The sequence below is a fragment of the Halorubrum salinarum genome (assembly GCF_013267195.1).
GTDB classification, from domain to species: Archaea; Halobacteriota; Halobacteria; order Halobacteriales; family Haloferacaceae; genus Halorubrum; species Halorubrum salinarum.
On record NZ_CP053941.1, the window covers coordinates 566400 to 590037 of the forward strand.

The following is a 23638-nucleotide window of genomic DNA, read 5'->3' on the forward strand; positions in this document are numbered from 1 at the left end:
TCAGATCGCCTCCCGGAGCGCGGCCAGCGCCGCGGTGATGTCGGCGTCGCCGGCGTCGTTCGCGTCCGTCGCGACCGAGACGCCGCCGCGTTCGGGGGTGCCCCAGCCGTCGCCGCCGACCTCGCCGGCGGCGGTCCGGCAGGCGTCGCCGAGGTCGATCGGCTCGCCGGCCGCGTCGCCCGCCGCGCCGCCGGTCGCGGCCGCGGCGAGCCGGCCCGCGCCCTCATCGAGCGCGACCGCGACGGGCTCCGGCGAGCGGAAGTCCCGGACGAGCCGGGCGACCGTCGGCAGGATCGCCGCCGAGGCGTCGACGCGGGCGACGACGCAGCCGTCGTACCGGCCGACCGTCGCGGCGTCGAGCGCGCGGTGGGCCGCCAGGCCGTGGCGGCGCCACGCGTCGAGCGCGCTCGTCCGGAGCGAGTCGTCCGGGTCGCTCGCGAGCGCGAGCGCGACGCCCGTCCCGGGCGCCTCCCGGGCGAGCGCGTCGAGCACGTCGGCGTGGCCGCCGACCGTCGCGAACGGGCCGTCCGTCGCGTACGGGCGGAGCGCGCGCTCGACCGCCGAGGCGGCGCGCTCGCTCGCGTCGTCGCCGTCGACGGCGTCGACAGCGACCAGCGACGCGAACCGGCGGCGGTCGTCCGCGTCGGGGTCGGCCGGCAGCCCCAGCGGGGCGAGCGCGTCGCGCGCCGCCTCGGGGTCGCCGGAGTACCGCGTCGCCGCGAGCGTCGAGGCCGCGAGGGCCTCTGCCCGCGAGGGCGCGGCGTCCGCCTCCTCGTCGCCCGCCGCGCCGCCCGAGACCGGGAGCGCGACGCCGGGCCGCCGCTCGACGCGGCCGGTCCGCTCCGCGGCGTCGAGCGCGTCGCCGGAGCCGTCGGCGCCGGGGATCGACCCGGCCGCGACGACGCCGGCGAGCGCGACCACGGGGTCGGGGTCGCCGCCGAGCGCGCGGGCGACCGCGAAGGCCGCCGTGCTGGCCGGGCGCCCCGTGCCGGGGATCGCGTGCGGCCCGCGGTCGACGCCGACGGTCACCGCGACCCCGTCGTCGGGGTCGTCGGGGACCGGGTCGGCGGCCACCCGCGCCTGGAACGGCGTGCCCGTCGCTCGGAGCGCTCGCGCGAGCAGCCCCGCGGCTGCCAGCGCGTCGCCGTCGTCGGTCGCGACGAGCCGGACGAACGGCGCGTCTGCGAGGACGCCGGCGAGCGCGTCGGGGGCGGGCGTGGCGGACGTCGCTTCGGTCATGGGTGGGTCTCGTGGGGTGTCGTCGCCGCGTTTCGCCGCGTTACTCCTCGAGCAGCTCGACGGCGTTCTCGTAGGTGTACGTGAACTCCTCGTCGATCTCGTCGCCGCGGTAGTAGTTCGCGAGGCGGCGGATCTTCGACTCCGTGTTCTGGAGCGCGCGCTTGTTCTGGTGGTCCTGCCCGTTCTCCTCCATGTGCTCGCGCAGGCGGATCGCCTGTCGCATGAGGTTACGGAGGTCCTCCGGGAGGTCGGCGTCGGCGTCGTGCTCCTCGAGGATCTCGGTGACCTTCTTCCCGGTCGCCAGCTTCACGTCCGGGATCGGGACGCCCTTGACGCCCTCGTCGCGCAGCTTGAGGCCGATGACGCTGGGGTCGTGGCCCTGCTCCGCCAGTTCGACGACGCGGGACTCGATGTCCTCGGCGTCGACTTCGCTCCACTCCGGGGTCTCGTCCGTCGCCGGCTTGTCCGAACCGGACGAACCGCGACGGCGCGTGTGCATTCGTGCCATTGTCTGTCTGGTTGGAACGGCACAACCGCAACGTGACCGCGACTCCGCGCGGCGCGGCTACGAATCGCTCGCGGACCGAGCGATCCGACCGGACGGCCCGCGCGAGCGGACCGCCCGACCGCGACGCCGGAGGCGTCGGCGCACTGCTACATTCCCAAGCCGCGGGCGAAAGGGCCCCGGCGAGTCAGATCTGCAGCTGTGCTGTTCCCGTGTGAGGGGTCGCCGTCGGGGTTCTTAAGCGTGTTCTTGTGGGTCGGAGCGTTCCGGTGAGATGGAGTGTTCTTGTCGGCCGGAGCGTCCTCGTGGGCCGGAGCGTTCTCGTTGGGGCGAGCGTTCCCGTGGAGCGAGCGACGAGTGCGGCCGCGCTCTCGCCGGAGGTCGATCCGCGCCGCCCGGGGGTTTTGTTCCGCGCGAGTTCTCCGCGGAAAGGAGGATTTAGGTGAGTCGTCGGTGTTCGGGGCGATGTGACCGACAGATGACCGAGACCAGAGACGGGGCTCCGTCGGCGACCGACGGCGGGGACCCGCCAGACGGTAGCGAGTTCGGCGTCGGCGACCAGGGCGGCGACGGCCCGCGGATCGAGTTCCGCGGGGGCAAGTGGGCGAGCACGGTCCCGCTCGTCTTCTTCATCGGCTGGGCGATCCTCCAGAGCGGCGTCCTCGGCATCGGCGACACCAACGGCCTCGTCGTCGGCGCGCTGATCGGGACGACCCTCGGGATGTTCCTCGTCCGCGGCGACTGGAAGGCGTACGCCGACACCATCTTCGAGGGGATGACTCAGCGCGTGGCCGCGACCGCCATCGTCGCGTGGCTCTGGGCCGGCATGTTCGCCGAGACGCTCCAGGTCGGCGGGTTCGTCGAGGGGCTCATCTTCGCGGCCGACGCCCTGAACGTCGGCGCGACCACGTTCCCGGCCGCCGCGTTCGTCCTCTGCGGCCTGCTGGCGACCGGGATCGGCACGGGGTACGGCGCGACCGTCGCGTTCGTCACCCTGTTCTTCCCGGCCGGCGTTCTCATCGGTGCGAACCCCGTGCTGCTGTTCGCCGCCATCCTCTCGGGCGCCGTCTTCGGCGACAACCTCGCGCCCGTCAGCGACACGACGATCGTGAGCGCGGTGACCCAGGACGCCGACATCGGCGGCGTCGTCGCCTCGCGGTTCAAGTACGCGATCGGCGCGGCCGTCCCGGCGTTCGCCGCGTACCTGATCGCCGGATCCGTCATGGCCGGCGTGAACCTTGAGGGCGCCGCCGCGCTCCGCGAGTCCGCGAACGCCCTCGGGCTGGTCCACCTGCTCTCGATGGCCGTCGTCATCGTCACGGCGGTCGCCGGCCGCCACATCGTCGAGGCGATCTCGTGGGGGCTGCTCGTGGCGGTCGCGTTCAACCTCCTCTTCGGGCTCTCGGCCGCGAGCGACGTCGTCGTCTTCACCGTCACCGAGGCCGGGGCGCTCTCCGGGCTCCCGGTCGTCGAGGTCGGCGAGACCGCCGGCGTCGGCGGGAGCCTCTACGCGGGCGCGGTCGGGTTCTTCCCGCTCATCGTCCTCACGCTCCTGATCGTCGCGATGGCGCAGATCATGATCCGCGGCGGCGGCTTCGAGGCGATCCAGACGTTCCTCCTCGACCGCGTCGCGACGACCGTCCGCCGCGCGGAGCTGACATTGGTCGTCGGCACCGCGACCATCAACGGGATGATCACGATCAACACCGCGGCGGAGATCGCGATCGCCCCGTACGTCGCCCGCATCGGCGAGAAGTTCAACATCAACGGCTACCGGCGCGCGAACATCTTAGACGCCAACACCTCCGCGCTCGGCTACATCTTCCCGTGGGCCGGCGGCGTGCTGGTCGGCTACCAGGTGATGGTCGGGCCCGACGGTCTCGGCGCCGAGTACGGCCCCGAGATGGTCGTCAACCCCATCGAGGTCGTCCCGTACGTCTTCCACGGCTGGTTCCTCGTGGCGATATTCGTCCTCGCCGCGATCACCGGCTTCGGGCGGGAGTACATTCCCGACCGCGTCTCCGAGGAGGTGTCCCGCGCATGAGCGTCTTCGACAAGTTCCTCGCGGGGTGGTCGTTCCGCGGCCCGACGCCGGACTACGCGGCCGGCGACGTGATCGAAGTGATGGTGACCGGCGAGGGGGGCGGCGCCGGCGAGGGCGGCGACCACGTCGCCCGCATCGGCGACTCGACGCTCCGGATCGAGGGCGCGCCGCCGGACGCGGTGAACACCCGCGTGATCGTCGACGTGGAGTCGTGGGACGACGCGAGCCACAGCGGCCGGGCGACCTACCGGAAGACGGTGGGCGAGAGCGCGTTCTAATCGGTATCGAGGACGTATTTTTTCGAGGCCACCGCTCCGACGAGTCGCCCGTACATCGCCGCTTCCGAACCTGCGGCGAACCCTTTTGATCCCTCAGCCGCTCGCTTATAAATAGTCGACTGCGGAGCGACGACGAACATCTCCGAAGCCCCAGCCGCGAGGACTCGATGCGCTCGCTGTGGTCCTCGGCGCTCACTCCGTTCGCGCCTGCGGTCCTTGCGTCGCGCGTCTTCGCCCTCGCGACTGCCCCTTCGAGTCCGCCCGCAGCACCGCAACCGCAGCCTCACTCCTCCCCAGCCTCGCGGCTCCCTCCGCTTCGCTCCAGTCGCCGCGTCCCTCGCGCGTGCTCCTCGCGGCCTGGCGGCCGCTCGTTGGCACGCGCCACCGCAGTTGTGTTTTTAAATAGCAGATCGTCGGAACGGGATTCAACCGCCGCGAATCCGCGGGAACCGGGCCCGGACCGGGGCGCTTTTTATGACCACGCTCGAACCGTCGGGTGTGCTATCGGTCGAGCTCCACGCGCACTCCGCGCTGTCGTACGACGGGCGCGACCCGGTCGACCTCCTCTTGGAGCAGGCGGCCGCGGTCGGGCTCGACGCGCTCGCCGTCACCGACCACGACGAGATCGACGCCAGCATCGAGGCGGCCGAGAAGGCCCCCGACTACGGGCTCGTCGGCATCGTCGGCATGGAGGTGACCTCGGCGGTCGGCCACGTCCTCGCGTTCGGCATCGAGGAGCGCGTCGAGAGCGGGCTCCCCTTCGACGAGACGCTCGACCGGATCCGCGACCAGGGCGGGGTCGCGGTCGTCCCCCACCCCTTCCAGAAGTCCCGCCACGGCGTCGCCGCGCACATCAGCGACGAGCAGCTGGCGAGCGCCGACGCCCTCGAAGTGTACAACTCCCGGCTGTTCACCGGCCGCTCGAACCGACAGGCCGAGAAGTTCGCCGTCCGCCACGGCCTGCCGATGACCGCCGGCAGCGACGCGCACATCTCCGAGATGGTGGGCCAAGCGGTGACCGAGGTCGGCGCCGACGAGCGCTCCGCCGCGGCGATCCTCGACGGGATCGCCGACGGCCGGACCAGCGTCGTCGGGAAGCGCACCCCGTGGCGCGTCTCGCTCCGCCAGTTCGGCGGGGGCGCGAAGCGCCGCGCGCTCCGCGCGCTCGACGCCCTCCGGTGACCGCGATGTCGGACTCACCCGCGTCCGACCTGCGCGGCGCCGCCCCGGACCGCGTCCGAGCCGCGCTCCGCGACGCCGACCCCCTCCCCGGCGGGGGCGGCTTCGCCGGCCTGCTGGCAGACCCGCCGGACCGCGAGGGGCCGGTCCTGGTCCGCGACGTGCTCGGTCGACAGCCGCTGTTCGCCGAAGCCGCGGCGCTCGACCCCGAGTCCGACCGCCGGCCGACGGACGCCGGCGCGTGGAGCTTCGACCGGGCCGACCTCGACGACCCCGAGCCGGTTCCGGCCGGGAGCGTCGCCTCGGCGGCCGGGACGGAGCGCGTCTGGCGGCTGCCCGACGCGAGTCCGACCGCGGACCGCGACGCCGCGCTGGCGGCGGTCGACGACGCGGTGAGCGCGGCGCTCGACGATCTCGACCCGACTCGGTCCGCGAACGGCGCCGAGAGCGGCGGCGGCGACCTTGCGGTCGCCTTCTCCGGCGGCGTCGACTCCGGGCTCGTCGCGGCCGCCGTTCCCGAGGCCCCCTGCTACGTGGCCGGCTTCGAAGGGAGCCACGACGTCGCAGCCGCGCGCGACGCGGCGGCGGCAATGGAGGGCGACCTGCGCGTGGTCGAGGTCACGCACGACGACCTCACGCGCGCCGTCCGCGCGGTCGCGGCCGCGACCGGCCGCCGGAACCCGATGGACGTCGCCATCGCGGTGCCGCTGTTCCTGACCGCCGAGGCGGCCGCCGCGGACGGGTTCGACCGGCTCGCGGTCGGGCAGGGCGCCGACGAGCTGTTCGGCGGCTACAGCAAGGTCGTCGACCCGGCCGACGACCCCCGCGTCGAGGCCGACACCGTCCGCGGGGCGCGGACCGAGACCGTCCGCACGCTCCCCGACCAACTGGAGCGAGACGTCCTCGCGCTCCGGGCCGCCGGCGTCGAGCCCGCGACCCCGCTGCTCGACGACCGGGTCGTCGCCGCCGCGCTGGCGCTCCCCGGCGACCTGCTCGTCGACGGCGAGGAGCGGAAGGTCGCGCTGCGTCGGGTCGCGGCCGAGCGCGTCCCGGCGTCGGTCCACGCCGCGGACAAGAAGGCGGTCCAGTACGGGACGTACGTCTCCCGCGAACTCGATCGACTCGCGCGGCAAGCGGGGTTCAAGCGGCGGCTGGACGACCACGTCGGGAAGTACGTCGAGTCGCTGTGCGCCGAGGAAAAACCGGCCGGTGAGGGCCGGAACTGACCAAGTCGCCGCGCGGAGTACCAGTCCTGCGGCCGACGCCCGATCGATCGGGCGTCTGGGTACAGATCGACAGGACAGCTATAAAATCCGGGCAGTAGCGACAAATATGACACTCGCGGGCGCGGGTAGAAAACGATCGTCCGCGGACGGAGGCGATTACTGCCGAATCGAACCGATGGGGACGCGCCTTGCCGGGGAAAGTTCACGACCATGCGGCCGGTGACTGAGAAGGTCGCGCATCCGGCGGGCGCTCGTCCCGTCAGCGGACCAGGTACGGGTCGCTGCCGGCGATGAACCGTCCGAGGTCGCTCTCGCGGCGGAAGTCGGTCGACCGGAGCTCCCCGAGCGCGTCGACGAGCCGGTCGGCGTCGCCCTCCGTCCAGTCCGCCGGGTCCTTGACCGGGACGACGAGCCAGCCGGCGCCAAGCAGCTCCTCGCCGTGGAGCGCGTCCATGTCGATCTCGGTCTTCCAGGCCCGCGCGGTGTAGGTCTCTAAGACGTGTTCGGTCGCCCGCGCGCCGACCGGGAGCAGCACGTGGGCCGCGATGGCGCGGAGCTCCGCGTCGAAGAACCGCTCCATGTCGTCGTAAGCGTCGTCGTCCGGCGGCCCGTCGCTCTCGCACATGTGGAGGTACGAGAGGAACGTCCGGTCGGTCGAGACGGGGTCGACCGCGGTGGGGTCGCCGTCGGTCGCGACGCCGTCGGGGGCGACGCCCTCGGCGAGCCCGGCGATCAGTCCGGCCGACTCGAGCGCCGACAGGAACGCGGGCGACCACGGCTCGCCGGTGAACGGGACCGCGGCGGCGGTCCCGCCGTGGACGCCGGGACGGTCGCCGACGACGTGGAAGTCGGCGTTGGCGTCGCCGTAGCCGGGGACGAACGAGGGGCAGTCGGGGCGCATCCCGAAGGGGTTCCGGATCCGGTCCGTGACGTTCTGCACGTCGACCCGATAGGCGCGCACGGCGTTAAATCCCGTTCGATCCGGCGCGGGGCGACGGGGTCAGCAGAGCAGTCGGCGAGGCGGCGACGGACCCGCGCGGAGGGCGCCGATGCGAGGCGCACGAGCCGGCGTGGATTCGCATAAGTTACGAGAATAAACTCGGTCGGGCCGGCTTGGGATACGCGGCGATCCGCGCGGAACGCGAGAAGTTTCAGGATCGTTAATTTACGACCGAAAACCGCAGGACTGCGTCCGGGTCTCTTCGACGGCGGCCACGGAAGATATTTATACATCCCCCGGTTGGGGTGGGGCAGAAGTCCAATGTTCGACCGCATCCGAACCGCGGCCCTCTTCGGGCTGCACCAAGCGACCGTCGCCGTCGGGATCTCGCTGTTCCCGGTGGCCGTCTTCGCGCGCCGACACCTCGGCGTCAACGTCCCCGTCGGCCGGCTCGTCGAGACCACCACCGAGGCGTGCGAGACCGCCGCCGAGGAGTGATCGCCCGGCCGTAGCCCTCGTTTTGCGAAACCGACCCGACGCCGAGCGACGGCGCCGTCGCGTCGCCGTCGCCGCCGAGACGCTCGTCGGGCCGCCGTCGGGCGGTCCCGACCCGGCGACGGATAGGCCCGTCGGAACCGGTCGGCGGCCCCCGAAGGGTTGCCTTTATCAGCGCGCCGGGCCAACGAGCGTGTAATGCGAACACCGACTGGCGACCTCTCCGACGGGCCGGCCGCCGACCTGGGCCGTGACCAGCCCGTCTTCGGACCGGAGCTCGGCGAGTTCGAACACAGCGACCGCCGCGCCGCGAAGGCGGAGGGCGAAGGCGAGATGAAGACCGGGACCACGACCGTCGGCATCAAGGCCGACGACGGCGTCGTGATGGCGACCGACATGCGCGCCTCCCTCGGCGGCATGGTCTCCTCGAAGGACGTCCAGAAGGTCGAGGAGATCCACCCGCGCGGCGCCCTGACCATCGCGGGCTCCGTCTCGGCGGCGCAGAACCTCATCTCGACGCTCCGCGCCGAGACGAGCCTCTACGAGGCCCGCCGCGGCAAGGACATGTCGATGGAGGCGCTGTCGACGCTGACCGGCAACCTCCTCCGCTCCGGAGCGTTCTTCGTCGTCCAGCCGATCCTGGGCGGCGTCGACGACGAGGGCGCGCACATCTACTCCATCGACGCCCTCGGCGGCACGACCGAGGAGGAGTACACCGTCACCGGCTCCGGGTCGCAGTACGCGCTCGGTGTCCTAGAGCAGGAGTACGACGACGACGTCACCATCGACGAGGCGGAGACCATCGCCGCGAAGGCGATCCAGTCCGCCGTCGAGCGCGACCTCGCCTCCGGCAACGGGATCAACGTCGCGGTCGTCACCGACGACGGCGTCGACATCACCCGGTACAAGGACTTCGACGACCTCCTGTAAGGCCGACGCGGCGGCCCCGGCGACCGCTTCTCACTGCGATTTTCGACCGTCCGCGAACTCCTGAGCCGCCGCGCTATCGCGTCGCCGTCCGTCCGCCCGCGAGCCCGGTGTCCGACCGTACCGAACTCGCCGACCGTACCGAACTCACCGCCGGAGGCCCGGCGGCGCGCGGATCCCGTCGCCCCAGTAGAAGCGCGGGCCGAGCAGGAGGTAGCCGGCCGAGAGGAACAGCAGCGCGAACGCGAAGCCCTCGCCGATCCACGCCGGGAGCGCGTCAGTCGCCATGTGGCCGGCGGGGGTGAGGATCACGGCGGCCTGGACCACGCCCATCACGAGCGCGTCCTGCGCGTGGAGGTCGGGGTACGTCACCGTCGACCCCATCAGCAGCGCGAACGCCGCGGTCGCCGCGACGAGGAGGAGCGGGGCGGTGTAGCCGGCGATGACGGCGGCCGCGAGCACCGTCGCCGCCAGCGTCGTCGGGACGCCCACCGTCTCGCGGGCGCCGTCCTCGTCGACGGTGTAGAGGCCGAGCCGAGCGACTGCCGCGGCGACGAACAGCGCGCCCGCGCCGACGCCGGCCGCGACGAGGACGGGGTCCGCGGCGAACGAGCGCCCGTCGCGGACGACCGCGGCCACGAGGGCGGCGGGCGCCACGCCGAAGGAGGCCACGTCGGCCAGCGAGTCGAGGTACGGGCCGGCGGGCGTCGACCCGCGGTGACGGGCGACGACCCCGTCGAGCCCGTCGGCGACCGCCGCGAGGAGCACGAGCCGGGCCGCGAGCGCGACGTCGACCGTCGCGGCGACGACGGCGAGGAAGCCGACGGCGGCGTTGGCCACGGTCACCGCGTCCGCGAGCCCCAGCCGCCGAGCGAACCGCAGAGGCATACCGTATCGGTCGACGAGCCGGGTTTTAGGGCTTGTTATCTCGTCGACCGCGGGCGGGGTCGGGCCGCGCGCGGGAACGTGCGCCGGCGCTCAGGGCACGTACCAGATGCCGCGCCCGAAGTCGAGCCACTCGCCGACCACGACGTGCGGCATCGCGATGACGCAGACGAAGATGGTGTAGAAGGCGACGGCGCCGGACAGCAGCGAGCCGCCGGACAGCGGGTTCGGGGCGACGGTCCACAGGGCGGTGGCGACGCTCGCCGTGACCAGCGCGCCGACCACGAGGACGCCCCACGCGACGACGAGCGAGACGCCCTCCGTCCGGTCCGGCTGCTCGCGTTCGACGACCATGCTCCGCGCCGACTGCCGCATCGAGTACCACAGCGGGAAGTAGAGCCCGATGGCGACGACCACGGGCACCAGGGCGAAGTACGCGACGAGCAGCAGCGTCTCCGCAGCGTCGAGGAGCCACGACCGGCTCACGCCGCCGGTCGCGCGCAGGCTGGTCGCCAGCCCGCCGCCGAGGTGGGCGACCACGCCGAGCCCGAAGGCCGCGCCCAGCGCCGTGGTGAACGCCTCCGGGTTCGAGGCGGCCGGCCCGGCCAGCCGGCCGTCGAAGACGCCCAGCATGATGCCGGTGAACCCGTAGAACGTCTCCGTCCAGAAGACGGCGGGAACGATCATCACGGCGCCGCCGCGGATCAGGGCGGCGAGCGCGCGCTGCGGCTTGGTCGGGAGGTGCTCGGTCCCGACCAGCGCGTCCATCACGCGGAGGTCACCGTGTCCGCCCTTCGCGACGGCCGTCCCGAACGCGAGCGCGAGCGCGGGCAGGGGCGCGAACACGAACAGCGCCACGAACGAGGCGACGAACCCGAGGTACAGCGCCACGTATCGGGCGCCGAACGGGAGCCCCCGCCGCCGGAGGTTCGAGAAGTGCTCGTACCCGCCGTGCGGGAGGTTCAGCGCGACCATTCCGACGAGGTACGCGATCATCTGCGTCCGGAGCGACACGTCGGTGCCGACCGCGGACAGGGCCCCGAACCCGACCGCGAGCAGGAGCAACGCCGCGCGAGAGGCACCGATGGCCGTCCGTTCCGGTTCACCGAGGAGTCGCCGCACCGGACTCGCCGTCGACGTCGACATGGACGCACGTAGGGGCGTTACGGGGTTAGGGCCTCGTCGTCATTATTGGGTCTTTTATATACCGTCACGCGACACAGCGCGGGACGGGGGCCCGGGCCGGCGCCTCGGTCGTGGATCGCTTCGCCGCGGCGCTCAGTACGTGTGGATCACTTCGCCGCAGCGCGTGCACTCGATCGTGTCCGCGCGGAACAGCCGCTCCTTCTTCTCGGTCGGCCCGTTACACTCGGGGCAGACGCCGAGGTTCCGGCCGTCGGCCACGCGCGCGGACAGGTCGAGGAACTGGTTCTGTAGCTTGTCGATCTGCTCCGACTGCTCCTCGACGACCGACCGGAGCTCCTCGATGGTCTCGTCGCGCTCCTCGACCGCGGTGGACAGCTCGTCGATGCGCTGTTCGTACTCGTCGATCGCCTCGACGTCGATGGTGACGTCGTCGGTCGCCTCCGCCTCGCGCTCCGCGGTGGTTTCGGTGGTCGATTCCGCTTCCGCCTCGGTCTCTTCGTCTGCCATATGACACCAGTGGAGCCCCAGGGTCATTACTTTCGGGCCGACAACGTCTCCCCGCGGTCAGGGTTCGACGACGACGACGGGCCCCGATCCACCCCCGCGACGCACCGCCCGCGGACCCCGATACCTAACTGGGTTGGCATCGGTCTCAATAGAGTATATACTGTATCAAGATGTGGGTATGGACCCGATAGCGCTACAGGCGGGATACGACCTGCTCGGGGACGGTCGCCCCGAGACGCTCTGGTTGGGTATAGGCACGCTACTGATGATCATCGGGACCTTCTACTTCATCGCCCGCGGTTGGGGCGTGACTGACAAGGAGGCCCGTGAGTACTACGCGATCACGATCCTCGTGCCGGGGATCGCATCGGCGGCATACCTGTCGATGTTCTTCGGCATCGGGCTGACGGAGGTCGAGCTCGTCGGCGGTGAAGTGCTCGACATCTACTACGCCCGGTACGCGGACTGGCTGTTCACGACGCCGCTGCTGCTGCTCGACCTCTGCCTGCTGGCGAAGGTCGATCGCGTGACCACCGGGACGCTCATCGGCGTCGACGCGCTGATGATCGTCACCGGCCTGATCGGCGCGCTCTCGCACACGCCGCTCGCCCGGTACACCTGGTGGCTGTTCAGCACGATCGCGTTCCTGTTCGTGCTGTACTACCTCCTCACCTCGCTCCGGAGCGCGGCTCGGGAGCGCTCCGAGGACGTCCAGAGCACCTTCAACACGCTGACGGCGCTCGTCGCCGTCCTCTGGACTGCGTACCCGATCCTGTGGATCATCGGCACTGAGGGCGCCGGCGTCGTGGGGCTCGGCGTCGAGACCCTCGCGTTCATGGTCCTCGACGTGACCGCGAAGGTCGGGTTCGGGTTCGTCCTGCTCCGCAGCCGCGCCATCCTCGGCGACACCGAGGCCCCGGAGCCCTCCGCGGGCGCTGAGGCCTCCGCCGCTGACTGATCGGAGCGGCCACCGGCCTCTCGGCGGGCGGACTCGACGCGACCGAACAGCACGGTTCAACCGTTTCCACCGTTCATTTTTCGACATGACTGACACTACCACCGAACAGCCGCCAGAGCTGCGTACGCGGTCCGTCGCCGGCATCGCCATCTGTATCACCGTCGCGCTCGTCGGGATCTTCCTGATTCCGACGCTGTCGGAGCCGGTCGACGGGATCAACGTCCGGTTCTGGACGATGGCGGCCCTGGAGCTGCTCGCCATGGCCGGCGTCGTCTACTTCGTCTTGAACCTCCACGAGGAGCCGGAGTAAGGCGAGGTTCGTCGGCCGGGGAGTCCGGCTTCTTGCCGGCCGCTCACTCCGCCGGCGAGTCGCGTCCCACTCGCTCGGCGTCCGCGCGCCCGTCGCTCGTCGACGGCGACGTCTCGCGGAGCGCGCGCTCGAAGTGGTCGCGCCCGACGGTCGGGTCGGCCGGCGGCCCGTCGTCGACGATGGCGTCCTCGATGGCGAGCAGCCCGGCCTCGCGGACCAAGGCCGCGAGGTCGCCGCCGCTGTACCCGGCCGTGCGGTCGGCGAGGGAGTCGAGGTCGACGCCCGACGCCACCGGCATCTCCCGCGCGTGGATCCGCAGGATCTCGCGGCGCGCCTCGCGGTCCGGGAGCGGCGTCTCGACCGCCTTCTCGATCCGCCCCGGCCGGAGCAGCGCCTCGTCGATGTTGTCCGGGCGGTTCGTCGCCGCGATCACCACCACGTCGGTGAGCGGCTCCAGCCCGTCGAGCTCGGTCAGCAGCTGCGACACCACGCGCTCGCCGGCGCCGGTGTCGTCGCCGCGGCGCTTCGGCGAGATGGCGTCGACCTCGTCGAAGAAGATCACCGCCGGCGCGTTCTCGCGCGCCGTGGCGAACAGGTCGCGCACGGCCTGCTCGCTCGCGCCGACGTACTTGTCGAGCAATTCGGGCCCGTTCACCGGGATGAAGTTCGCGTCGCTGAGGCTGGCCGCCGCGCGGGCGAGCAGCGTCTTCCCGGTGCCGGGCGGCCCGTACAGCAGCACGCCGGAGGGCGGGTCGATCCCCATCTCCGCGAAGCGGTCGGCGTACTCTAAGGGCCAGTACACCGCGCGCACCAGCTCGCGTTTGGCGTCGTCGAGGCCGCCGACCTCGTCCCAGCCGACCGCGGGGAACTCGACGGTGACCTCGCGGAGCCCGGTGGGCTCGACGTCGTCGAGCGCGGCCTCGAAGTCGGCCATCCGGATCGCGGTCCGGCCGTCGCGGCGGACCGCCCGCTCTAAGGCGGCGTCCACGAGGACGGCCAGGTCGGCGAACACGTAGCCGTTGAGCCGCGCGGCGACGCCCTCGAAGTCGACGTCCATCGCGAGGGGCGCGCCCTCGCAGAGCGCTTCGAGCGCGTCGCGCCGCTCGGCGGTCGTCAGGGGCTCGACCCCGATCTCGCGGTCGAACCGCCCGCCGCGGCGCAGCGCCGACGGCACGGCGCTCGGGTCCGTCGTCGCGCCGATCACGACCGTCCGGTCCCCGTCGCGGAGCTCGTCGACGGTCGACCGGAGGCGGTCGGCGAGCGCGGAGCCCCCGCCGTCGTCGGCCCCGAGGGCCTCGAGGTCGTCGAGGAGGACCACGGTCGGCTCCCCCGCGGAGACGGCGTCGACGACGCGGTCGAGCCCGTCCGACTGGTCGCTCGCGCGCTCGCCCCGGAGCCGGGCCGCGGAGGTGCGGACGAGCGACGCGTCGGTCGCGGCCGCGACGGCCTCGACGAGCGTCGTCTTCCCCGACCCGCGCGGTCCGTGGAGGAGCAGCCCGAGGGTCGGATGTCCGGCGGACGCGAACGCCTCGGCCGCGTCGAACCGGGTCGCGACGGCGTCGCGGAGCCGCTCGAACGTCGCCGTCGCGACGAACCCGTCGTCGGGGCCGGTGTCCCCGGGGCGCTCGGAGACGACGGCGGCGTCCGCCTCGTCGGACGTGACGGTTATCTCGGTCGCGTCGTCGACGACCGCCGGCGAGGCGGGGGCCACGTCCCGCACGTCGAACCGGAGGGTGAGGGCGCCGCCGAGGCGCGTGACCTCGACCTCGTCGCCGACGGCGACCACGCGCCGGGCGAGCCGCCGGCGGATGGCGTCCTCGCTCCGCTCCACGTCGACCGACTGGCGGAGCCGCAGCGTCACCGACGACGCGACCGGGAGGTCCGAGACCGCCACCGTCGCGGTGTCGCCCGGCTCGACCCCGGCCGTCCGGCGAAGTCGCTCGGGGAGGAACACCGCCCGCGTCCCGTCGTCGACCGCGACGACCGGGGCGGCGACGCGGTGCGCGCCCGCGACGGTCACCGAGTCGCCGCGGCCGACCCCGAGGTCGTCGAGCACGGCCCGGGGGAGCCCGATCCGGTCTCCGGGGACCGACGTTGGCGGCTCTCTGACGGGGACGCGCACGCTCATGGTCCGCGAGTTCGTTCGCGGGACTCGACGGCGGTGGTCGGCACCATACGTCGATCTCACGCCCAGCGACCACAAAGTACCCACGGCCTAACTGGACAGTCGCGGACCGGAGTGACGGTCGGCCGGTAGATCGAATGTGGGAACTGTCCGCAAGGATACGATCGAACGATTGGTTTAGTCACACGAAACCGGCTTTTTTCGACCGATTCGGGGCACCGATCGCGCGGCCGGGGGCGATTCAGGTCCTCGGAAGACAGGTAACCATTAACCCGTATGGGTGCGAACTGCTGCTCATGGCGAATGCTCGGGCGCTCCTCGTCCACCCGGAGGAGGGGAGCGATCGAATCGAGACTGCGCTCGGCGCCGCGGGGTTCGAGGTGACGCGCACGGACACCGCCGCGTCCGCGGTCGCGAAGGCGACGACCGGCGAGTACGACTGCGTCGTCAGCGAGTACGCGCTGGCGGGCGACGACGGCGTGGCCCTCGCGACCGCGATCGAGGAGTCCGACGCCGGCGTGCCCGTCGTGATGTTCACGGCGACCGACGAGGAGGGCGTGCCGGAGGCCGCCTTCGAGAACGGCGTCGACAGGTTCCTCCAGAAGAACGGGTCGGCGTCGATCGACCGGCTCGTCTCCGACGTGTCGACCGTCTGCTCCGGCGTCTCCGCCTCGGAGACCCGCCAGGACGTGTCGGACCACGAACCGACCGCGTCGGAGGTGACGCGGGCCGTCGAGGACGCGCCGATCGGGATCAGCATCAGCGACCCGGACCTCCCGGACTACCCCCTCGTGTACGTCAACGACGCCTGGGAGGAACACACCGGCTACCCGGTCGAGGAGGCGCTCGGTCGCAACCCGCGGTTCCTCCAGGGGCCGGGGACGGACCCGGAGACCGTCGACGAGATCGCGGAGGCGATCGGCAACGAGGAGGAGGTGACCGTCGAGATCCGGAACTACCGGCGCGACGGCACCCCGTTCTGGAACGAGCTGACCGTCGCGCCCGTCTACGACGACGACGGCGACCTCGCCCACTACGTCGGCTTCCAGAACGACATCAGCGACCGGAAGGAGGCGGAGCGGCTCGCGGAGGAGCGCGCCGAGAAGCTGGCGACCGAGCGGCGCTCGCTCGACAGGGTGCTCGGCCGGGTGAACGGGCTCCTCAGCGACATCAGCCGCATCCTCGTCGAGAACCGCGACTCGGGGGTCATCTCCGAGCGCGTCTGCGAGGTCATCGCCGGCGAGCCGGGGTACGCCGGCGGCTGGATCGGCGAGGTCTCGTCGGCGACCGGCCGGCTGGAGATCCGCGCGGCGAGCGGCGTGTCCGTCGAGCCGGGCGCGTCGTACGACGTCGCCGAGACGCCGGCGGAGGTACAGGAGGCGATCGAGACCGAGGAGCTCCACAGCGGGTCGATAGAGCACGTCGCCGACGGGCCGCTCGAACCCAAGTCCGCGGGCGGCCGCCGGCTCCTCGTCGTGCCGCTCACGTACGGCGACCGGCAGTACGGCCTGCTGGGGATCTACGGCAACGGGGCGGACGTCTTAGCCCGGCGGGAGCGGCGGGTGTGCGAGTCGGTCGGGAAGATGATCGCGAACGGGCTCCACTCCATCGAGACGACGGAGATCCTCACCACCGACCGGGTGGTGGAGCTCGTAGTCGGGATCCGCGACGAGACCGCGGCGCTCTCGCGGATCGCGGACGCGGTCGGCGGGGAGGTGGTACACCTCGGGACGACGCGGCTCGAAGACGACGAGTGCGAGCTGTACTTCCGCGCCGACGGCGAGGACCCGGACCTCGACGAGCTCGCGTCGCTCCCGCTCGTCGAGTCGATGCGGACCGTCTCGGAGACGAACGACGGCGTCAGCTTCGCCGTCACCGTCACCGACTCGCCGCCGCTCACCCAGCTGGCGGCTCACGGCGGCGTCGTCACCGAGGCGACGGCCACGGCCGACGAGGCGACCCTCACGATCGAGGCGCCGCCCGAGCACGACGTGCGGTCGATCCTCGACGTGTTCCGCGACGAGTACGAGGGCGTCGAGCTCCGGTCGCGCGTCGAGCGCGAGAGCCGCGACCGCACCGTCGCCGAGTTCGCCGCCGCGGTCGACGAGCGCCTCACCGACCGGCAGCGCGCCGCGCTGAAGACCGCCGAGCTGAACGGCTACTTCGAGTGGCCGCGCCCGGTCGACGGCTCCGAGATCGCCGAGCGGATGGGGATCACCCGACAGACGTTCCACCAGCACCTCCGCGCGGCCGAGCGGAAGCTGGTCGAGGCGTACGTCGACCCCCGGTCGGACGGATGACCCGAGCGTCGGCGGCCGATCGCGACGGCGCATGACGAACGGGGATGACGCGGCCGGCGGCCCGTCAGCGGCGGGCGACGACCCGTTCGCCGCGAGCGACGCGGTCACCGTCGCGGCCGACCCGGAGGCGGTGTTCGCGTTCCTCGACGACCCCGAGAACCACGCGGCGATCACGCCCGGGCTCACGGACGTGCGGGACGTCGAGCCGCTGGAGAACGGCGGGAAGCGGCTGGCGTACACCTATCGGATGGCGGGCGTCGGGATCGACGGCGAGATCGTCCAGACCGTCCACGACCCGCCCGAGCGCCACCAGTTCGAGCTCCGCGGGCGCCTCACCGGCACCATCGACCTCCGGCTCGCCCCCGTCGAGGGCGGGACGGAGCTGACGTACGCCGCGACGTACGGCCTGCCGGAGAACGCGCTCACGAGGGTCGGCGCGCCCGTGATCCGCCGGTTCAACGAGCGACAGCTCCGCGCGGCCCTGCGGAACGTCGCCGCGGAGTTCGAGGCGGACGAGTGAGTGGATCGACGGGGACGCCGGGGGCGGACCGGGGGACGGCGTTGCGATCGGGGTGTCGGCGGGCGAACTATTAACCGTTCGATGGTCTAAACGGGGGTATGGATCCGATCACCCTCCAATCCGGACTCGGCCTCGGGCTCGTCGGCGTCGGGCTGCTGGCGCTGCTGCTCGTGGTCGTCACGCTCTGGCAGTCGTTCGAGATCGTCGACGCGTACGAGAAGAAGACGCTCACCGTCTTCGGCGAGTACCGCAAGCTGCTCGAACCCGGTATCAACCTCATCCCGCCGTTCGTCTCCCGGACGTACCCGTTCGACATGCGGACGCAGACGCTGGACGTGCCGCGGCAGGAGGCGATCACGCGGGACAACTCCCCCGTGACCGCCGACGCGGTCGTCTACATCAAGGTGATGGACGCCAAGAAGGCGTTCCTCGAGGTCGACGACTACAAGAAGGCCGTCTCGAACCTCGCGCAGACCACCCTGCGGGCCGTCCTCGGCGACATGGAACTCGACGACACGCTGAACAAGCGCCAGGAGATCAACGCGAAGATCCGCAAGGAGCTCGACGAGCCCACCGACGAGTGGGGGATCCGCGTCGAGAGCGTCGAGGTCCGCGAGGTCAACCCCTCGAAGGACGTCCAGCAGGCGATGGAGCAGCAGACCTCCGCCGAGCGCCGTCGCCGCGCGATGATCCTCGAAGCGCAGGGGGAACGCCGCTCCGCCGTCGAGCAGGCGGAAGGTGACAAGCAGTCCAACATCATCCGCGCGCAAGGTGAAAAGCAGTCCCAGATCCTCGAAGCGCAGGGGGACGCCATCTCGACCGTCCTTCGCGCCCGCTCCGCGGAATCGATGGGCGAGCGCGCCATCATCGAGCGCGGCATGGAGACGCTCGAAGAGATCGGGAAGGGCGAGTCCACCACCTTCGTCCTCCCGCAGGAGCTCACCAGCCTCGTCGGCCGCTACGGCAAGGCCCTCTCCGGCTCCGACGTCCAGGAGATGGAGGGGCTCGACGGCAAGGAGTTCGACGCCGACACGCGGAAGATGCTCGGGCTCGACGACATCGACGAGATCCTCGGCCAGATCGAGGAGTCCGCGGAGATGAACGTCGAGGAGTTAGAGAAGGAGGCGGAGGCCGTGAAGGCGGGCGACGCCGGCGCGAGCATCAGGTCGGCCGACGAGGTCATTCAAGAGATGGACGACGAGGAGGCGCCCGCCGAGGTCGAGAAAGAGGAGTAAACCCCCGCGAAACACCGTCGGAGACCGCGTTTTCCGCCGCGAACCTGTCGCGAGCGAAGTGCTTTTGTCGCGGCGTAGGCTACTGAGACTGTGACAGAGGGGTTCGACGGGCAGAAGCGCGAGACGCTCCGGCGGTTCGCCGCGGTCGGAGCGGCCGCGCCGTTCGTCGGGACCGCGAGCGCCGACGACGGCGGCGACGAGAACGAGACGCGGGAGGCGATCCGCGGCTACGTGCCGACGACCCCCGGCGCGCACTTCTCGAAGCTCCGCGACGACCTCAGACTCGGCACCGGCGAGGCGCAGTACCACCTCCGGAAGCTGGAGGAGGCGGGCGCGATAGAGTCGGAGAAGGACGACGACTACCGGCGCTTCTTCCCCGCCGGCCGGTTCGACGAGACGGACAAGCGGGCGCTCGGCTACCTCCGCCGAGAGACGCCGCGGGGGATGATCCTCGCGCTGTTGCGCGACCCCGACGCGACGGGCGCCGACCTCGCGAGCGCCCTCGGCGTCTCGCGGCCGGCGATAAGCGCGGCGGCGGCGGACTTGGAGCGCGCCGGCCTCCTCGACCGGACCGACGGCTACGCGCTGACCGAGCCGGAGCGGCTGCTCACGCTCGTCGTCCGGTACGCCGACTCCTTCGACGCCGCCGCGGTCGCCGTCGCCGACGACGCGGCGTCGCTGGTCTCGTACGACCCCTGATCGTGCGGCCGGCAGTCAGGCCGTCACCATCCACGTCGTCCCCGACGAGTAGCCCCACTTTTCGACGTCGATGTCGGTGGCCGCGTCGGCGACGGCGCTCATGTTCGCGCCGACCTCCTTCGCGGAGAGGCCGAGGTCGTCGGCGATCAGCCGCGACTTGAAGTACGTCCGGTCGGCCGCGTTCTCGCGGAGGTATCGCAGGATCTGCGACTGTTTCGCGGAGAGGCCGCTCGATTCGGCTGCGACCGCGTCCAACTGGGCAGTGCTCATACCCGATCCACGCCGGCGTCCGACATAAGGCGGTTGGTAGACGGGGTTAACACGCCGCTGTCGTGCGGTTTCGTCCCGGAACCGGAGCGAGATCGCCGCCACGCGACCGCGTTTGGGTACGGTGTCCGAACCGCGGCGGCCGCCGGCGGCGCCGCGGGCCGCTCAGTACAGGTCCGAGACGAAGGGGCCGAGCGCGCCGCTCACGCCGGCCGCGAGCGCCTCGGCTCGGTCGACGCGGCCGGCGGTGAGCGCACCCGCGGCGCCGCCGCGCTCCGCGACGCCCTCGGTGTCGAGGAGGTCGTCCATCACGGGGCCGAGCTCCGCCCCGTCGGCGAGGCGGGCGGCGACGCTTGCCGGGAGCGCGAGGCTCGGGCCGGCCCCGCGGCCGACGCGGTCGCCGTCGGTCACCGCCGCCCACATGATCAGGTAGCGGTCGTCGGTCCCGTCGAACCCGGCGACGCCGCCCTCGACGCCGACGCCGAGGTCGAACGTCGCTGCGTCGCCGCCGCTCGGCGACGCGTCGAGGACGGCCGCGGCCCGGTTCTCGGCGCCGGCGATCGTCTCCGCGTGGCCCCGGGGCTGTTCGCTCACGCCGGAGTCGACGGGGACCGACTCGATGGCGACGCCCGTCGGGGCGCCGGGGAGGTCGGCGTCCGCCGCCGATCCGAGGGCCAGTTCGACCGCGCGCCGCTTCACCGGGTTGCCGCTGCCGACGCCGACTCGCAGGGTCGTCATGGTCGGTCCTCGTCGCCCGGGGTCGAAAACGCGTCGGGATGGAGCAGCCGCGCCAGGTGCTCGACGCCGTCGACGAGGGCGGGGCTCGGCTGGTTGAGCAGGGAGTCGTCGACGACGTGGACGGGGGCGTCGATCCAGTCGCGCTCCGCGACGGCCGCGGGGTCGACGCGGTCGCCGCGCCCGCAGACGTGGACGACGACGTGGTCCGGGTCGGCGCGCGAGACGGCGGCGGGGTCGACCTCGCGGGAGCGCTCCCCGGGGTCGACGAACGGGTAGCGGCCGCCCGCGGCGCGGACGGCGTCGGGGACCCAGTTGCCGGCCGCCATCGGCGGGTCGGACCACTCCTCGCAGTACGCGGTCGGGCGGGGGCGGTCGGCGACGGCCTCGGCGATCCGGTCGAGGCGCTCGCGCGCGTCGGCGGCGAGTCGCTCGCCGGCCTCGGGGCGGCCGACGTCTCGCCCCCGGGCGGCGAACCCGTCGAGGGCGTCGTCGAGGGTCGCCGGCTCGCGGTGCGCGACGTCGAGGCCGCGCTCGCGGCAGTCGTCGGCGAGGTCGGCCTGGAGCCCGTCGCTCGTGAGGACGACGTCGGGGTCGAGGTCGGCGACGCGGTCGAGGTCGGGGTTCAGCCAGCCGCCGACGACCGTCGGGGCGTCGGCGCCGTGCGCGGACCCGGCGCCCGCGTCGGCCGGGAGGTCGCAGTGGGCGGTGACGCCGACGAGGCGGTCGGCCGCATCGAGCGCGGCGACCGTCGCGGTCGCGCTCGGCGCGAGCGAGACGACGCGGGGCGCGGACATACCGGCCTATCCGTCCGCGACCGTGTCAACGGTTTCGGTCCCGGCGGCCGCCGGAGGCGGGGTTCGAGGGCGCGTGACGGCGCGTCGCCGCCGATCCCGAGATCGGCGAAAACACGTGATAGATCGTGTCCTTTCGTCGGGATTCGAGCGACACGTTCCGGTCGTTTTAAGTTGTGTTCCGCCGACGGTAAACCAAGATCGCTCTCGGGCAGTTTCAGTTTCCGGGGGCAACCGAGCTATGAGTGAACGACTACACACACGGGGGAGTCGCTCCCGAACGGAGACGAACGAGGAGGAATCGGAGAGCACCGACGAGACGCTGAGCTGCCCGGAGTGCGGCGGCCACGTCATCAACGACGAGGAGCACGGCGAGACGGTCTGTAGCGACTGCGGCCTCGTCGTCGAGGCGGACTCGGTCGACCGCGGCCCGGAGTGGCGCGCGTTCGACTCCCGCGAGAAGGACGAGAAGAGCCGCGTCGGCGCCCCGACCACGAACACGATGCACGACAAGGGGCTCTCGACGAACATCGACTGGCGCGACAAGGACGCGTACGGCCGCTCGCTCGGCGCGCGCCAGCGGCAGAAGATGCAGCGGCTCCGCAAGTGGAACGAGCGGTTCCGTACCCGCGACTCGAAAGAGCGCAACCTGAAGCAGGCGCTCGGCGAGATCGACCGCATGGCCTCGGCGCAGGGCCTCCCGGACAACGTCCGCGAGACGGCCTCCGTCATCTACCGCCGCGCGCTCGACGAGGACCTCCTCCCCGGCCGCTCCATCGAGGGCGTCTCCACCTCCTGCGTGTACGCCGCCGCCCGGATGGCGGGCGTCCCGCGCTCGCTCGACGAGATCGCCGACGTGTCGCGCGTCGAGAAGGCCGAGATCGCCCGGACGTACCGGTACGTCGTCCGCGAGCTCAAGCTCGAAGTGAAGCCGGCCGACCCCGAGCAGTACGTGCCCCGGTTCGCCTCCGACCTGGAGCTCTCCGAGGAGTCCGAGATGCGCGCGAAGAGCCTCCTGCGCAACGCCAAGGAGAAGGGCGTCCACTCGGGCAAGTCGCCGGTCGGCCTCGCCGCGGCCGCCGTCTACGCCGCCGCGCTGCTCACGAACGAGAAGACGACGCAGGCCGCGGTCTCGGAGGTCGCCGACATCTCCGAGGTCACCATCCGGAACCGCTACCACGAGCTGCTGGAGGCCGAGGACGGCCTCGTCGCGTAACTCGCGCGCTCTTCCTCGATCCCCCGCTCCTGCTGGCCCCCGCCAACCCGACCAGCTAAGTCCCCGCCCGCGGAACGCCCGCGTATGTTCGAGGAGTACGTCCTCGCCGCGAGCACGGCGGACCTCTCGGCGGAGCCGGCCGCCCGCGAGCACGCCGACGCCGTCGAGTTCCGGATGGACCTCGCGAGCGACCCGCTCGACCAGCTTGCGGACTACGACGGCGAGCTCCCGCTGCTCGTCACGAACCGGGCGTCGTGGGAGGGCGGCGAGGCGGACGGGCTCGGCCGCTACGACGCGCTCTCGGACGCGATCAGTCGCGACGCGGTCGCCGCGGTCGACGTCGAGCTCGCCGCGCTGCGCGGGACGCACCCCGACCCGGCCGAGGCGTCGCACGCGACCGCGCTGCGCGATGCGGCCCGCGAGGCCGGCGTCGCGGTCGTCGCATCCGTCCACGACTTCGAGTCGACGCCCGAGCCCGCCGCGCTGGTGGACCTCCTCGCCGACGCCGCGAGCGAGGGCGACGTGGGGAAGCTGGCGACGACGGCGACGGCGCCGGGCGACGCGCTCGCGATGATCGAGGCGACCCACGAGGCGACCGCGGCGGGCCACCGCGTCGCGACGATGTGCATGGGCGAGCCGGGCCGGCACACCCGCGCGGTCACCCCGCTGTACGGGTCGAAGATCGGCTACGCGCCCGTCGACGCCGCGGACGCGACCGCGCCCGGACAGTACCCGCTCGCGACGCTCAGGGACCTCGTCAACGGGCTGCGAGCGGTCGACCCGGAGGCGTAGGAGGTCGCCGCTCGGTCGAACGGGACGAATATTTTTCACCGGCGCCGTCGAAGATAACGGGTGAGATGGCCCTCCTCCGATCGAACCAGTCGTCGCTGGTCTCCGCGTTCGGCCTCCTGATCGCCCTCGTCGCGGTCGTCGGCACCCGCTTCCTCGGCTGGGAGTGGGGGTCCGGCCGGCTCGTTCCGACCCTCATCGGGGGCGCGGTCGCCGGGGTCGCCGTCGCGGTCGTCGCCGCGCGGCTGCTGGACTGAGCGACGCGCGCCGACCGGTTCGAGCCGCCCGCCAGCCGCCGGCTCGTCGCGCGGTCAGGCGT

Annotated in this window: 25 protein-coding genes; 15 read left to right on the forward strand and 10 right to left on the reverse strand. The window is 72.2% G+C overall.

Annotated elements, in window-relative coordinates; genetic code table 11:
- Together HPS36_RS02975 and HPS36_RS02980 are read right to left on the reverse strand one after the other, a co-directional pair.
- Entirely contained in the window at positions 1-1239 is a 1239-nt protein-coding gene (locus HPS36_RS02975; protein ID WP_173228441.1) for an exonuclease RecJ, read from the reverse strand.
- 40 nt (positions 1240-1279) lie between these two features.
- Positions 1280-1747 carry a 30S ribosomal protein S15 gene (locus HPS36_RS02980; protein ID WP_173228442.1) on the reverse strand — a complete coding sequence of 156 codons (468 nt, stop codon included), beginning with the start codon at positions 1745-1747 and terminating at the stop codon, positions 1280-1282.
- 475 nt (positions 1748-2222) lie between these two features.
- On the opposite strand from HPS36_RS02980, the gene HPS36_RS02985 reads away from it, so the two are divergent.
- The 4 genes from HPS36_RS02985 to HPS36_RS03000 all read left to right on the forward strand — a co-directional run bounded on the left by HPS36_RS02985 (position 2223) and on the right by HPS36_RS03000 (position 6471).
- The gene (locus HPS36_RS02985) at positions 2223-3788 is read left to right on the forward strand and encodes a Na+/H+ antiporter NhaC family protein (RefSeq protein WP_173228443.1); all 1566 of its coding nucleotides are present in this window, start codon (positions 2223-2225) and stop codon (positions 3786-3788) included.
- On the forward strand, positions 3785-4066 hold the full coding sequence (locus HPS36_RS02990) for a DUF7513 family protein (RefSeq protein ID WP_173228444.1): 282 nt from the start codon (positions 3785-3787) through the stop codon (positions 4064-4066). The genes HPS36_RS02985 and HPS36_RS02990 overlap by 4 nt, the downstream gene beginning before the upstream one ends.
- Positions 4067-4564: 498 nt before the next feature.
- Positions 4565-5248: a PHP domain-containing protein gene (locus HPS36_RS02995; RefSeq protein ID WP_173228445.1), complete on the forward strand. Its 684-nt coding sequence runs from the start codon at positions 4565-4567 to the stop codon at positions 5246-5248.
- Positions 5249-5253: 5 nt separating this feature from the next.
- A complete protein-coding gene (locus HPS36_RS03000) occupies positions 5254-6471 on the forward strand; it encodes an asparagine synthase C-terminal domain-containing protein (protein ID WP_173228446.1) in 1218 nt (405 codons plus the stop codon).
- A gap of 259 nt (positions 6472-6730) precedes the next feature.
- On the opposite strand, the gene HPS36_RS03005 is transcribed toward HPS36_RS03000, so the two are convergent.
- Positions 6731-7411, reverse strand: a complete 681-nt coding sequence (locus HPS36_RS03005) for a uracil-DNA glycosylase family protein (RefSeq protein WP_173228447.1) — start codon at positions 7409-7411, stop codon at positions 6731-6733.
- 321 nt (positions 7412-7732) lie between these two features.
- Here HPS36_RS03005 and HPS36_RS03010 point away from each other — a divergent pair, with 321 nt between their 5' ends.
- Complete coding sequence (locus HPS36_RS03010; RefSeq protein WP_167551900.1) at positions 7733-7909, forward strand: hypothetical protein; 177 nt, start codon at positions 7733-7735, stop codon at positions 7907-7909.
- A gap of 195 nt (positions 7910-8104) precedes the next feature.
- A complete protein-coding gene (psmB, locus tag HPS36_RS03015; protein ID WP_121561789.1) occupies positions 8105-8836 on the forward strand; it encodes an archaeal proteasome endopeptidase complex subunit beta in 732 nt (243 codons plus the stop codon).
- 144 nt (positions 8837-8980) lie between these two features.
- Here psmB and HPS36_RS03020 read toward each other — a convergent pair whose 3' ends face one another.
- The 3 genes from HPS36_RS03020 to HPS36_RS03030 all read right to left on the reverse strand — a co-directional run bounded on the left by HPS36_RS03020 (position 8981) and on the right by HPS36_RS03030 (position 11371).
- Positions 8981-9721, reverse strand: coding sequence for a protein sorting system archaetidylserine synthase (locus tag HPS36_RS03020; protein WP_173228448.1), 741 nt, complete (start codon positions 9719-9721; stop codon positions 8981-8983).
- Between the two features lie 90 nt (positions 9722-9811).
- Complete coding sequence (locus tag HPS36_RS03025) at positions 9812-10864, reverse strand: Brp/Blh family beta-carotene 15,15'-dioxygenase (protein ID WP_173228449.1); 1053 nt, start codon at positions 10862-10864, stop codon at positions 9812-9814.
- Between the two features lie 132 nt (positions 10865-10996).
- The gene (locus HPS36_RS03030; RefSeq protein ID WP_173228450.1) at positions 10997-11371 is read right to left on the reverse strand and encodes a SlyX family protein; all 375 of its coding nucleotides are present in this window, start codon (positions 11369-11371) and stop codon (positions 10997-10999) included.
- 178 nt (positions 11372-11549) lie between these two features.
- Between HPS36_RS03030 and HPS36_RS03035 the strand changes: the two genes are divergently transcribed.
- Together HPS36_RS03035 and HPS36_RS03040 are read left to right on the forward strand one after the other, a co-directional pair.
- On the forward strand, positions 11550-12329 hold the full coding sequence (locus HPS36_RS03035) for a bacteriorhodopsin (RefSeq protein WP_121561785.1): 780 nt from the start codon (positions 11550-11552) through the stop codon (positions 12327-12329).
- An 85-nt stretch (positions 12330-12414) separates the two neighbouring features.
- A complete protein-coding gene (locus HPS36_RS03040) occupies positions 12415-12639 on the forward strand; it encodes a hypothetical protein (RefSeq protein WP_121561784.1) in 225 nt (74 codons plus the stop codon).
- 43 nt (positions 12640-12682) lie between these two features.
- Here the strand turns inward: HPS36_RS03040 and HPS36_RS03045 are convergent, their stop codons facing one another.
- Entirely contained in the window at positions 12683-14767 is a 2085-nt protein-coding gene (locus HPS36_RS03045; RefSeq protein ID WP_173228451.1) for an AAA family ATPase, read from the reverse strand.
- 293 nt (positions 14768-15060) lie between these two features.
- On the opposite strand from HPS36_RS03045, the gene HPS36_RS03050 reads away from it, so the two are divergent.
- From HPS36_RS03050 to HPS36_RS03065, 4 genes are all read left to right on the forward strand, one after another.
- Positions 15061-17064: a bacterio-opsin activator domain-containing protein gene (locus HPS36_RS03050; RefSeq protein WP_173228452.1), complete on the forward strand. Its 2004-nt coding sequence runs from the start codon at positions 15061-15063 to the stop codon at positions 17062-17064.
- Between the two features lie 31 nt (positions 17065-17095).
- On the forward strand, positions 17096-17584 hold the full coding sequence (locus HPS36_RS03055) for an SRPBCC family protein (RefSeq protein ID WP_173228453.1): 489 nt from the start codon (positions 17096-17098) through the stop codon (positions 17582-17584).
- A 98-nt stretch (positions 17585-17682) separates the two neighbouring features.
- Positions 17683-18819 (forward strand): SPFH domain-containing protein, encoded by a 1137-nt coding sequence (locus tag HPS36_RS03060; protein WP_173228454.1) that lies wholly within the window; start codon positions 17683-17685, stop codon positions 18817-18819.
- Positions 18820-18909: 90 nt separating this feature from the next.
- Complete coding sequence (locus tag HPS36_RS03065; RefSeq protein ID WP_173228455.1) at positions 18910-19518, forward strand: winged helix-turn-helix transcriptional regulator; 609 nt, start codon at positions 18910-18912, stop codon at positions 19516-19518.
- 15 nt (positions 19519-19533) lie between these two features.
- Here HPS36_RS03065 and HPS36_RS03070 read toward each other — a convergent pair whose 3' ends face one another.
- The 3 genes from HPS36_RS03070 to HPS36_RS03080 all read right to left on the reverse strand — a co-directional run bounded on the left by HPS36_RS03070 (position 19534) and on the right by HPS36_RS03080 (position 21317).
- A complete protein-coding gene (locus tag HPS36_RS03070; RefSeq protein ID WP_173228456.1) occupies positions 19534-19788 on the reverse strand; it encodes a DUF7123 family protein in 255 nt (84 codons plus the stop codon).
- A gap of 162 nt (positions 19789-19950) precedes the next feature.
- Positions 19951-20523, reverse strand: a complete 573-nt coding sequence (locus HPS36_RS03075) for a DUF84 family protein (protein ID WP_173228457.1) — start codon at positions 20521-20523, stop codon at positions 19951-19953.
- On the reverse strand, positions 20520-21317 hold the full coding sequence (locus HPS36_RS03080) for a cobalamin-binding protein (RefSeq protein WP_173228458.1): 798 nt from the start codon (positions 21315-21317) through the stop codon (positions 20520-20522). The genes HPS36_RS03075 and HPS36_RS03080 overlap by 4 nt, the downstream gene beginning before the upstream one ends.
- 238 nt (positions 21318-21555) lie before the next feature.
- On the opposite strand from HPS36_RS03080, the gene HPS36_RS03085 reads away from it, so the two are divergent.
- From HPS36_RS03085 to HPS36_RS03095, 3 genes are all read left to right on the forward strand, one after another.
- Positions 21556-22530 carry a transcription initiation factor IIB gene (locus tag HPS36_RS03085; protein WP_004596489.1) on the forward strand — a complete coding sequence of 325 codons (975 nt, stop codon included), beginning with the start codon at positions 21556-21558 and terminating at the stop codon, positions 22528-22530.
- Positions 22531-22614: 84 nt separating this feature from the next.
- Entirely contained in the window at positions 22615-23322 is a 708-nt protein-coding gene (locus HPS36_RS03090; RefSeq protein ID WP_173228459.1) for a type I 3-dehydroquinate dehydratase, read from the forward strand.
- A 65-nt stretch (positions 23323-23387) separates the two neighbouring features.
- Positions 23388-23576 (forward strand): multidrug transporter, encoded by a 189-nt coding sequence (locus HPS36_RS03095; protein ID WP_173228460.1) that lies wholly within the window; start codon positions 23388-23390, stop codon positions 23574-23576.
- The last annotated feature ends 62 nt before the right edge of the window (positions 23577-23638 follow it).

Excerpts from the sequence above, each read along its gene's own strand:
- HPS36_RS02975 (WP_173228441.1), bottom strand. The coding sequence starts at position 1,239 with ATGACCGAAGCGACGTCCGCCACGCCCGCCCCCGACGCGCTCGCCGGC.
- HPS36_RS02980 (WP_173228442.1), bottom strand. The coding sequence starts at position 1,747 with ATGGCACGAATGCACACGCGCCGTCGCGGTTCGTCCGGTTCGGACAAG.
- HPS36_RS02985 (WP_173228443.1), top strand. The coding sequence starts at position 2,223 with ATGACCGAGACCAGAGACGGGGCTCCGTCGGCGACCGACGGCGGGGAC.
- HPS36_RS02990 (WP_173228444.1), top strand. The coding sequence starts at position 3,785 with ATGAGCGTCTTCGACAAGTTCCTCGCGGGGTGGTCGTTCCGCGGCCCG.
- HPS36_RS03000 (WP_173228446.1), top strand. The coding sequence starts at position 5,254 with ATGTCGGACTCACCCGCGTCCGACCTGCGCGGCGCCGCCCCGGACCGC.
- HPS36_RS03010 (WP_167551900.1), top strand. The coding sequence starts at position 7,733 with ATGTTCGACCGCATCCGAACCGCGGCCCTCTTCGGGCTGCACCAAGCG.
- psmB (WP_121561789.1), top strand. The coding sequence starts at position 8,105 with ATGCGAACACCGACTGGCGACCTCTCCGACGGGCCGGCCGCCGACCTG.
- HPS36_RS03020 (WP_173228448.1), bottom strand. The coding sequence starts at position 9,721 with ATGCCTCTGCGGTTCGCTCGGCGGCTGGGGCTCGCGGACGCGGTGACC.
- HPS36_RS03025 (WP_173228449.1), bottom strand. The coding sequence starts at position 10,864 with ATGTCGACGTCGACGGCGAGTCCGGTGCGGCGACTCCTCGGTGAACCG.
- HPS36_RS03030 (WP_173228450.1), bottom strand. The coding sequence starts at position 11,371 with ATGGCAGACGAAGAGACCGAGGCGGAAGCGGAATCGACCACCGAAACC.
- HPS36_RS03035 (WP_121561785.1), top strand. The coding sequence starts at position 11,550 with ATGGACCCGATAGCGCTACAGGCGGGATACGACCTGCTCGGGGACGGT.
- HPS36_RS03040 (WP_121561784.1), top strand. The coding sequence starts at position 12,415 with ATGACTGACACTACCACCGAACAGCCGCCAGAGCTGCGTACGCGGTCC.
- HPS36_RS03045 (WP_173228451.1), bottom strand. The coding sequence starts at position 14,767 with ATGAGCGTGCGCGTCCCCGTCAGAGAGCCGCCAACGTCGGTCCCCGGA.
- HPS36_RS03050 (WP_173228452.1), top strand. The coding sequence starts at position 15,061 with ATGGCGAATGCTCGGGCGCTCCTCGTCCACCCGGAGGAGGGGAGCGAT.
- HPS36_RS03055 (WP_173228453.1), top strand. The coding sequence starts at position 17,096 with ATGACGAACGGGGATGACGCGGCCGGCGGCCCGTCAGCGGCGGGCGAC.
- HPS36_RS03060 (WP_173228454.1), top strand. The coding sequence starts at position 17,683 with ATGGATCCGATCACCCTCCAATCCGGACTCGGCCTCGGGCTCGTCGGC.
- HPS36_RS03070 (WP_173228456.1), bottom strand. The coding sequence starts at position 19,788 with ATGAGCACTGCCCAGTTGGACGCGGTCGCAGCCGAATCGAGCGGCCTC.
- HPS36_RS03075 (WP_173228457.1), bottom strand. The coding sequence starts at position 20,523 with ATGACGACCCTGCGAGTCGGCGTCGGCAGCGGCAACCCGGTGAAGCGG.
- HPS36_RS03080 (WP_173228458.1), bottom strand. The coding sequence starts at position 21,317 with ATGTCCGCGCCCCGCGTCGTCTCGCTCGCGCCGAGCGCGACCGCGACG.
- HPS36_RS03085 (WP_004596489.1), top strand. The coding sequence starts at position 21,556 with ATGAGTGAACGACTACACACACGGGGGAGTCGCTCCCGAACGGAGACG.
- HPS36_RS03090 (WP_173228459.1), top strand. The coding sequence starts at position 22,615 with ATGTTCGAGGAGTACGTCCTCGCCGCGAGCACGGCGGACCTCTCGGCG.
- HPS36_RS03095 (WP_173228460.1), top strand. The coding sequence starts at position 23,388 with ATGGCCCTCCTCCGATCGAACCAGTCGTCGCTGGTCTCCGCGTTCGGC.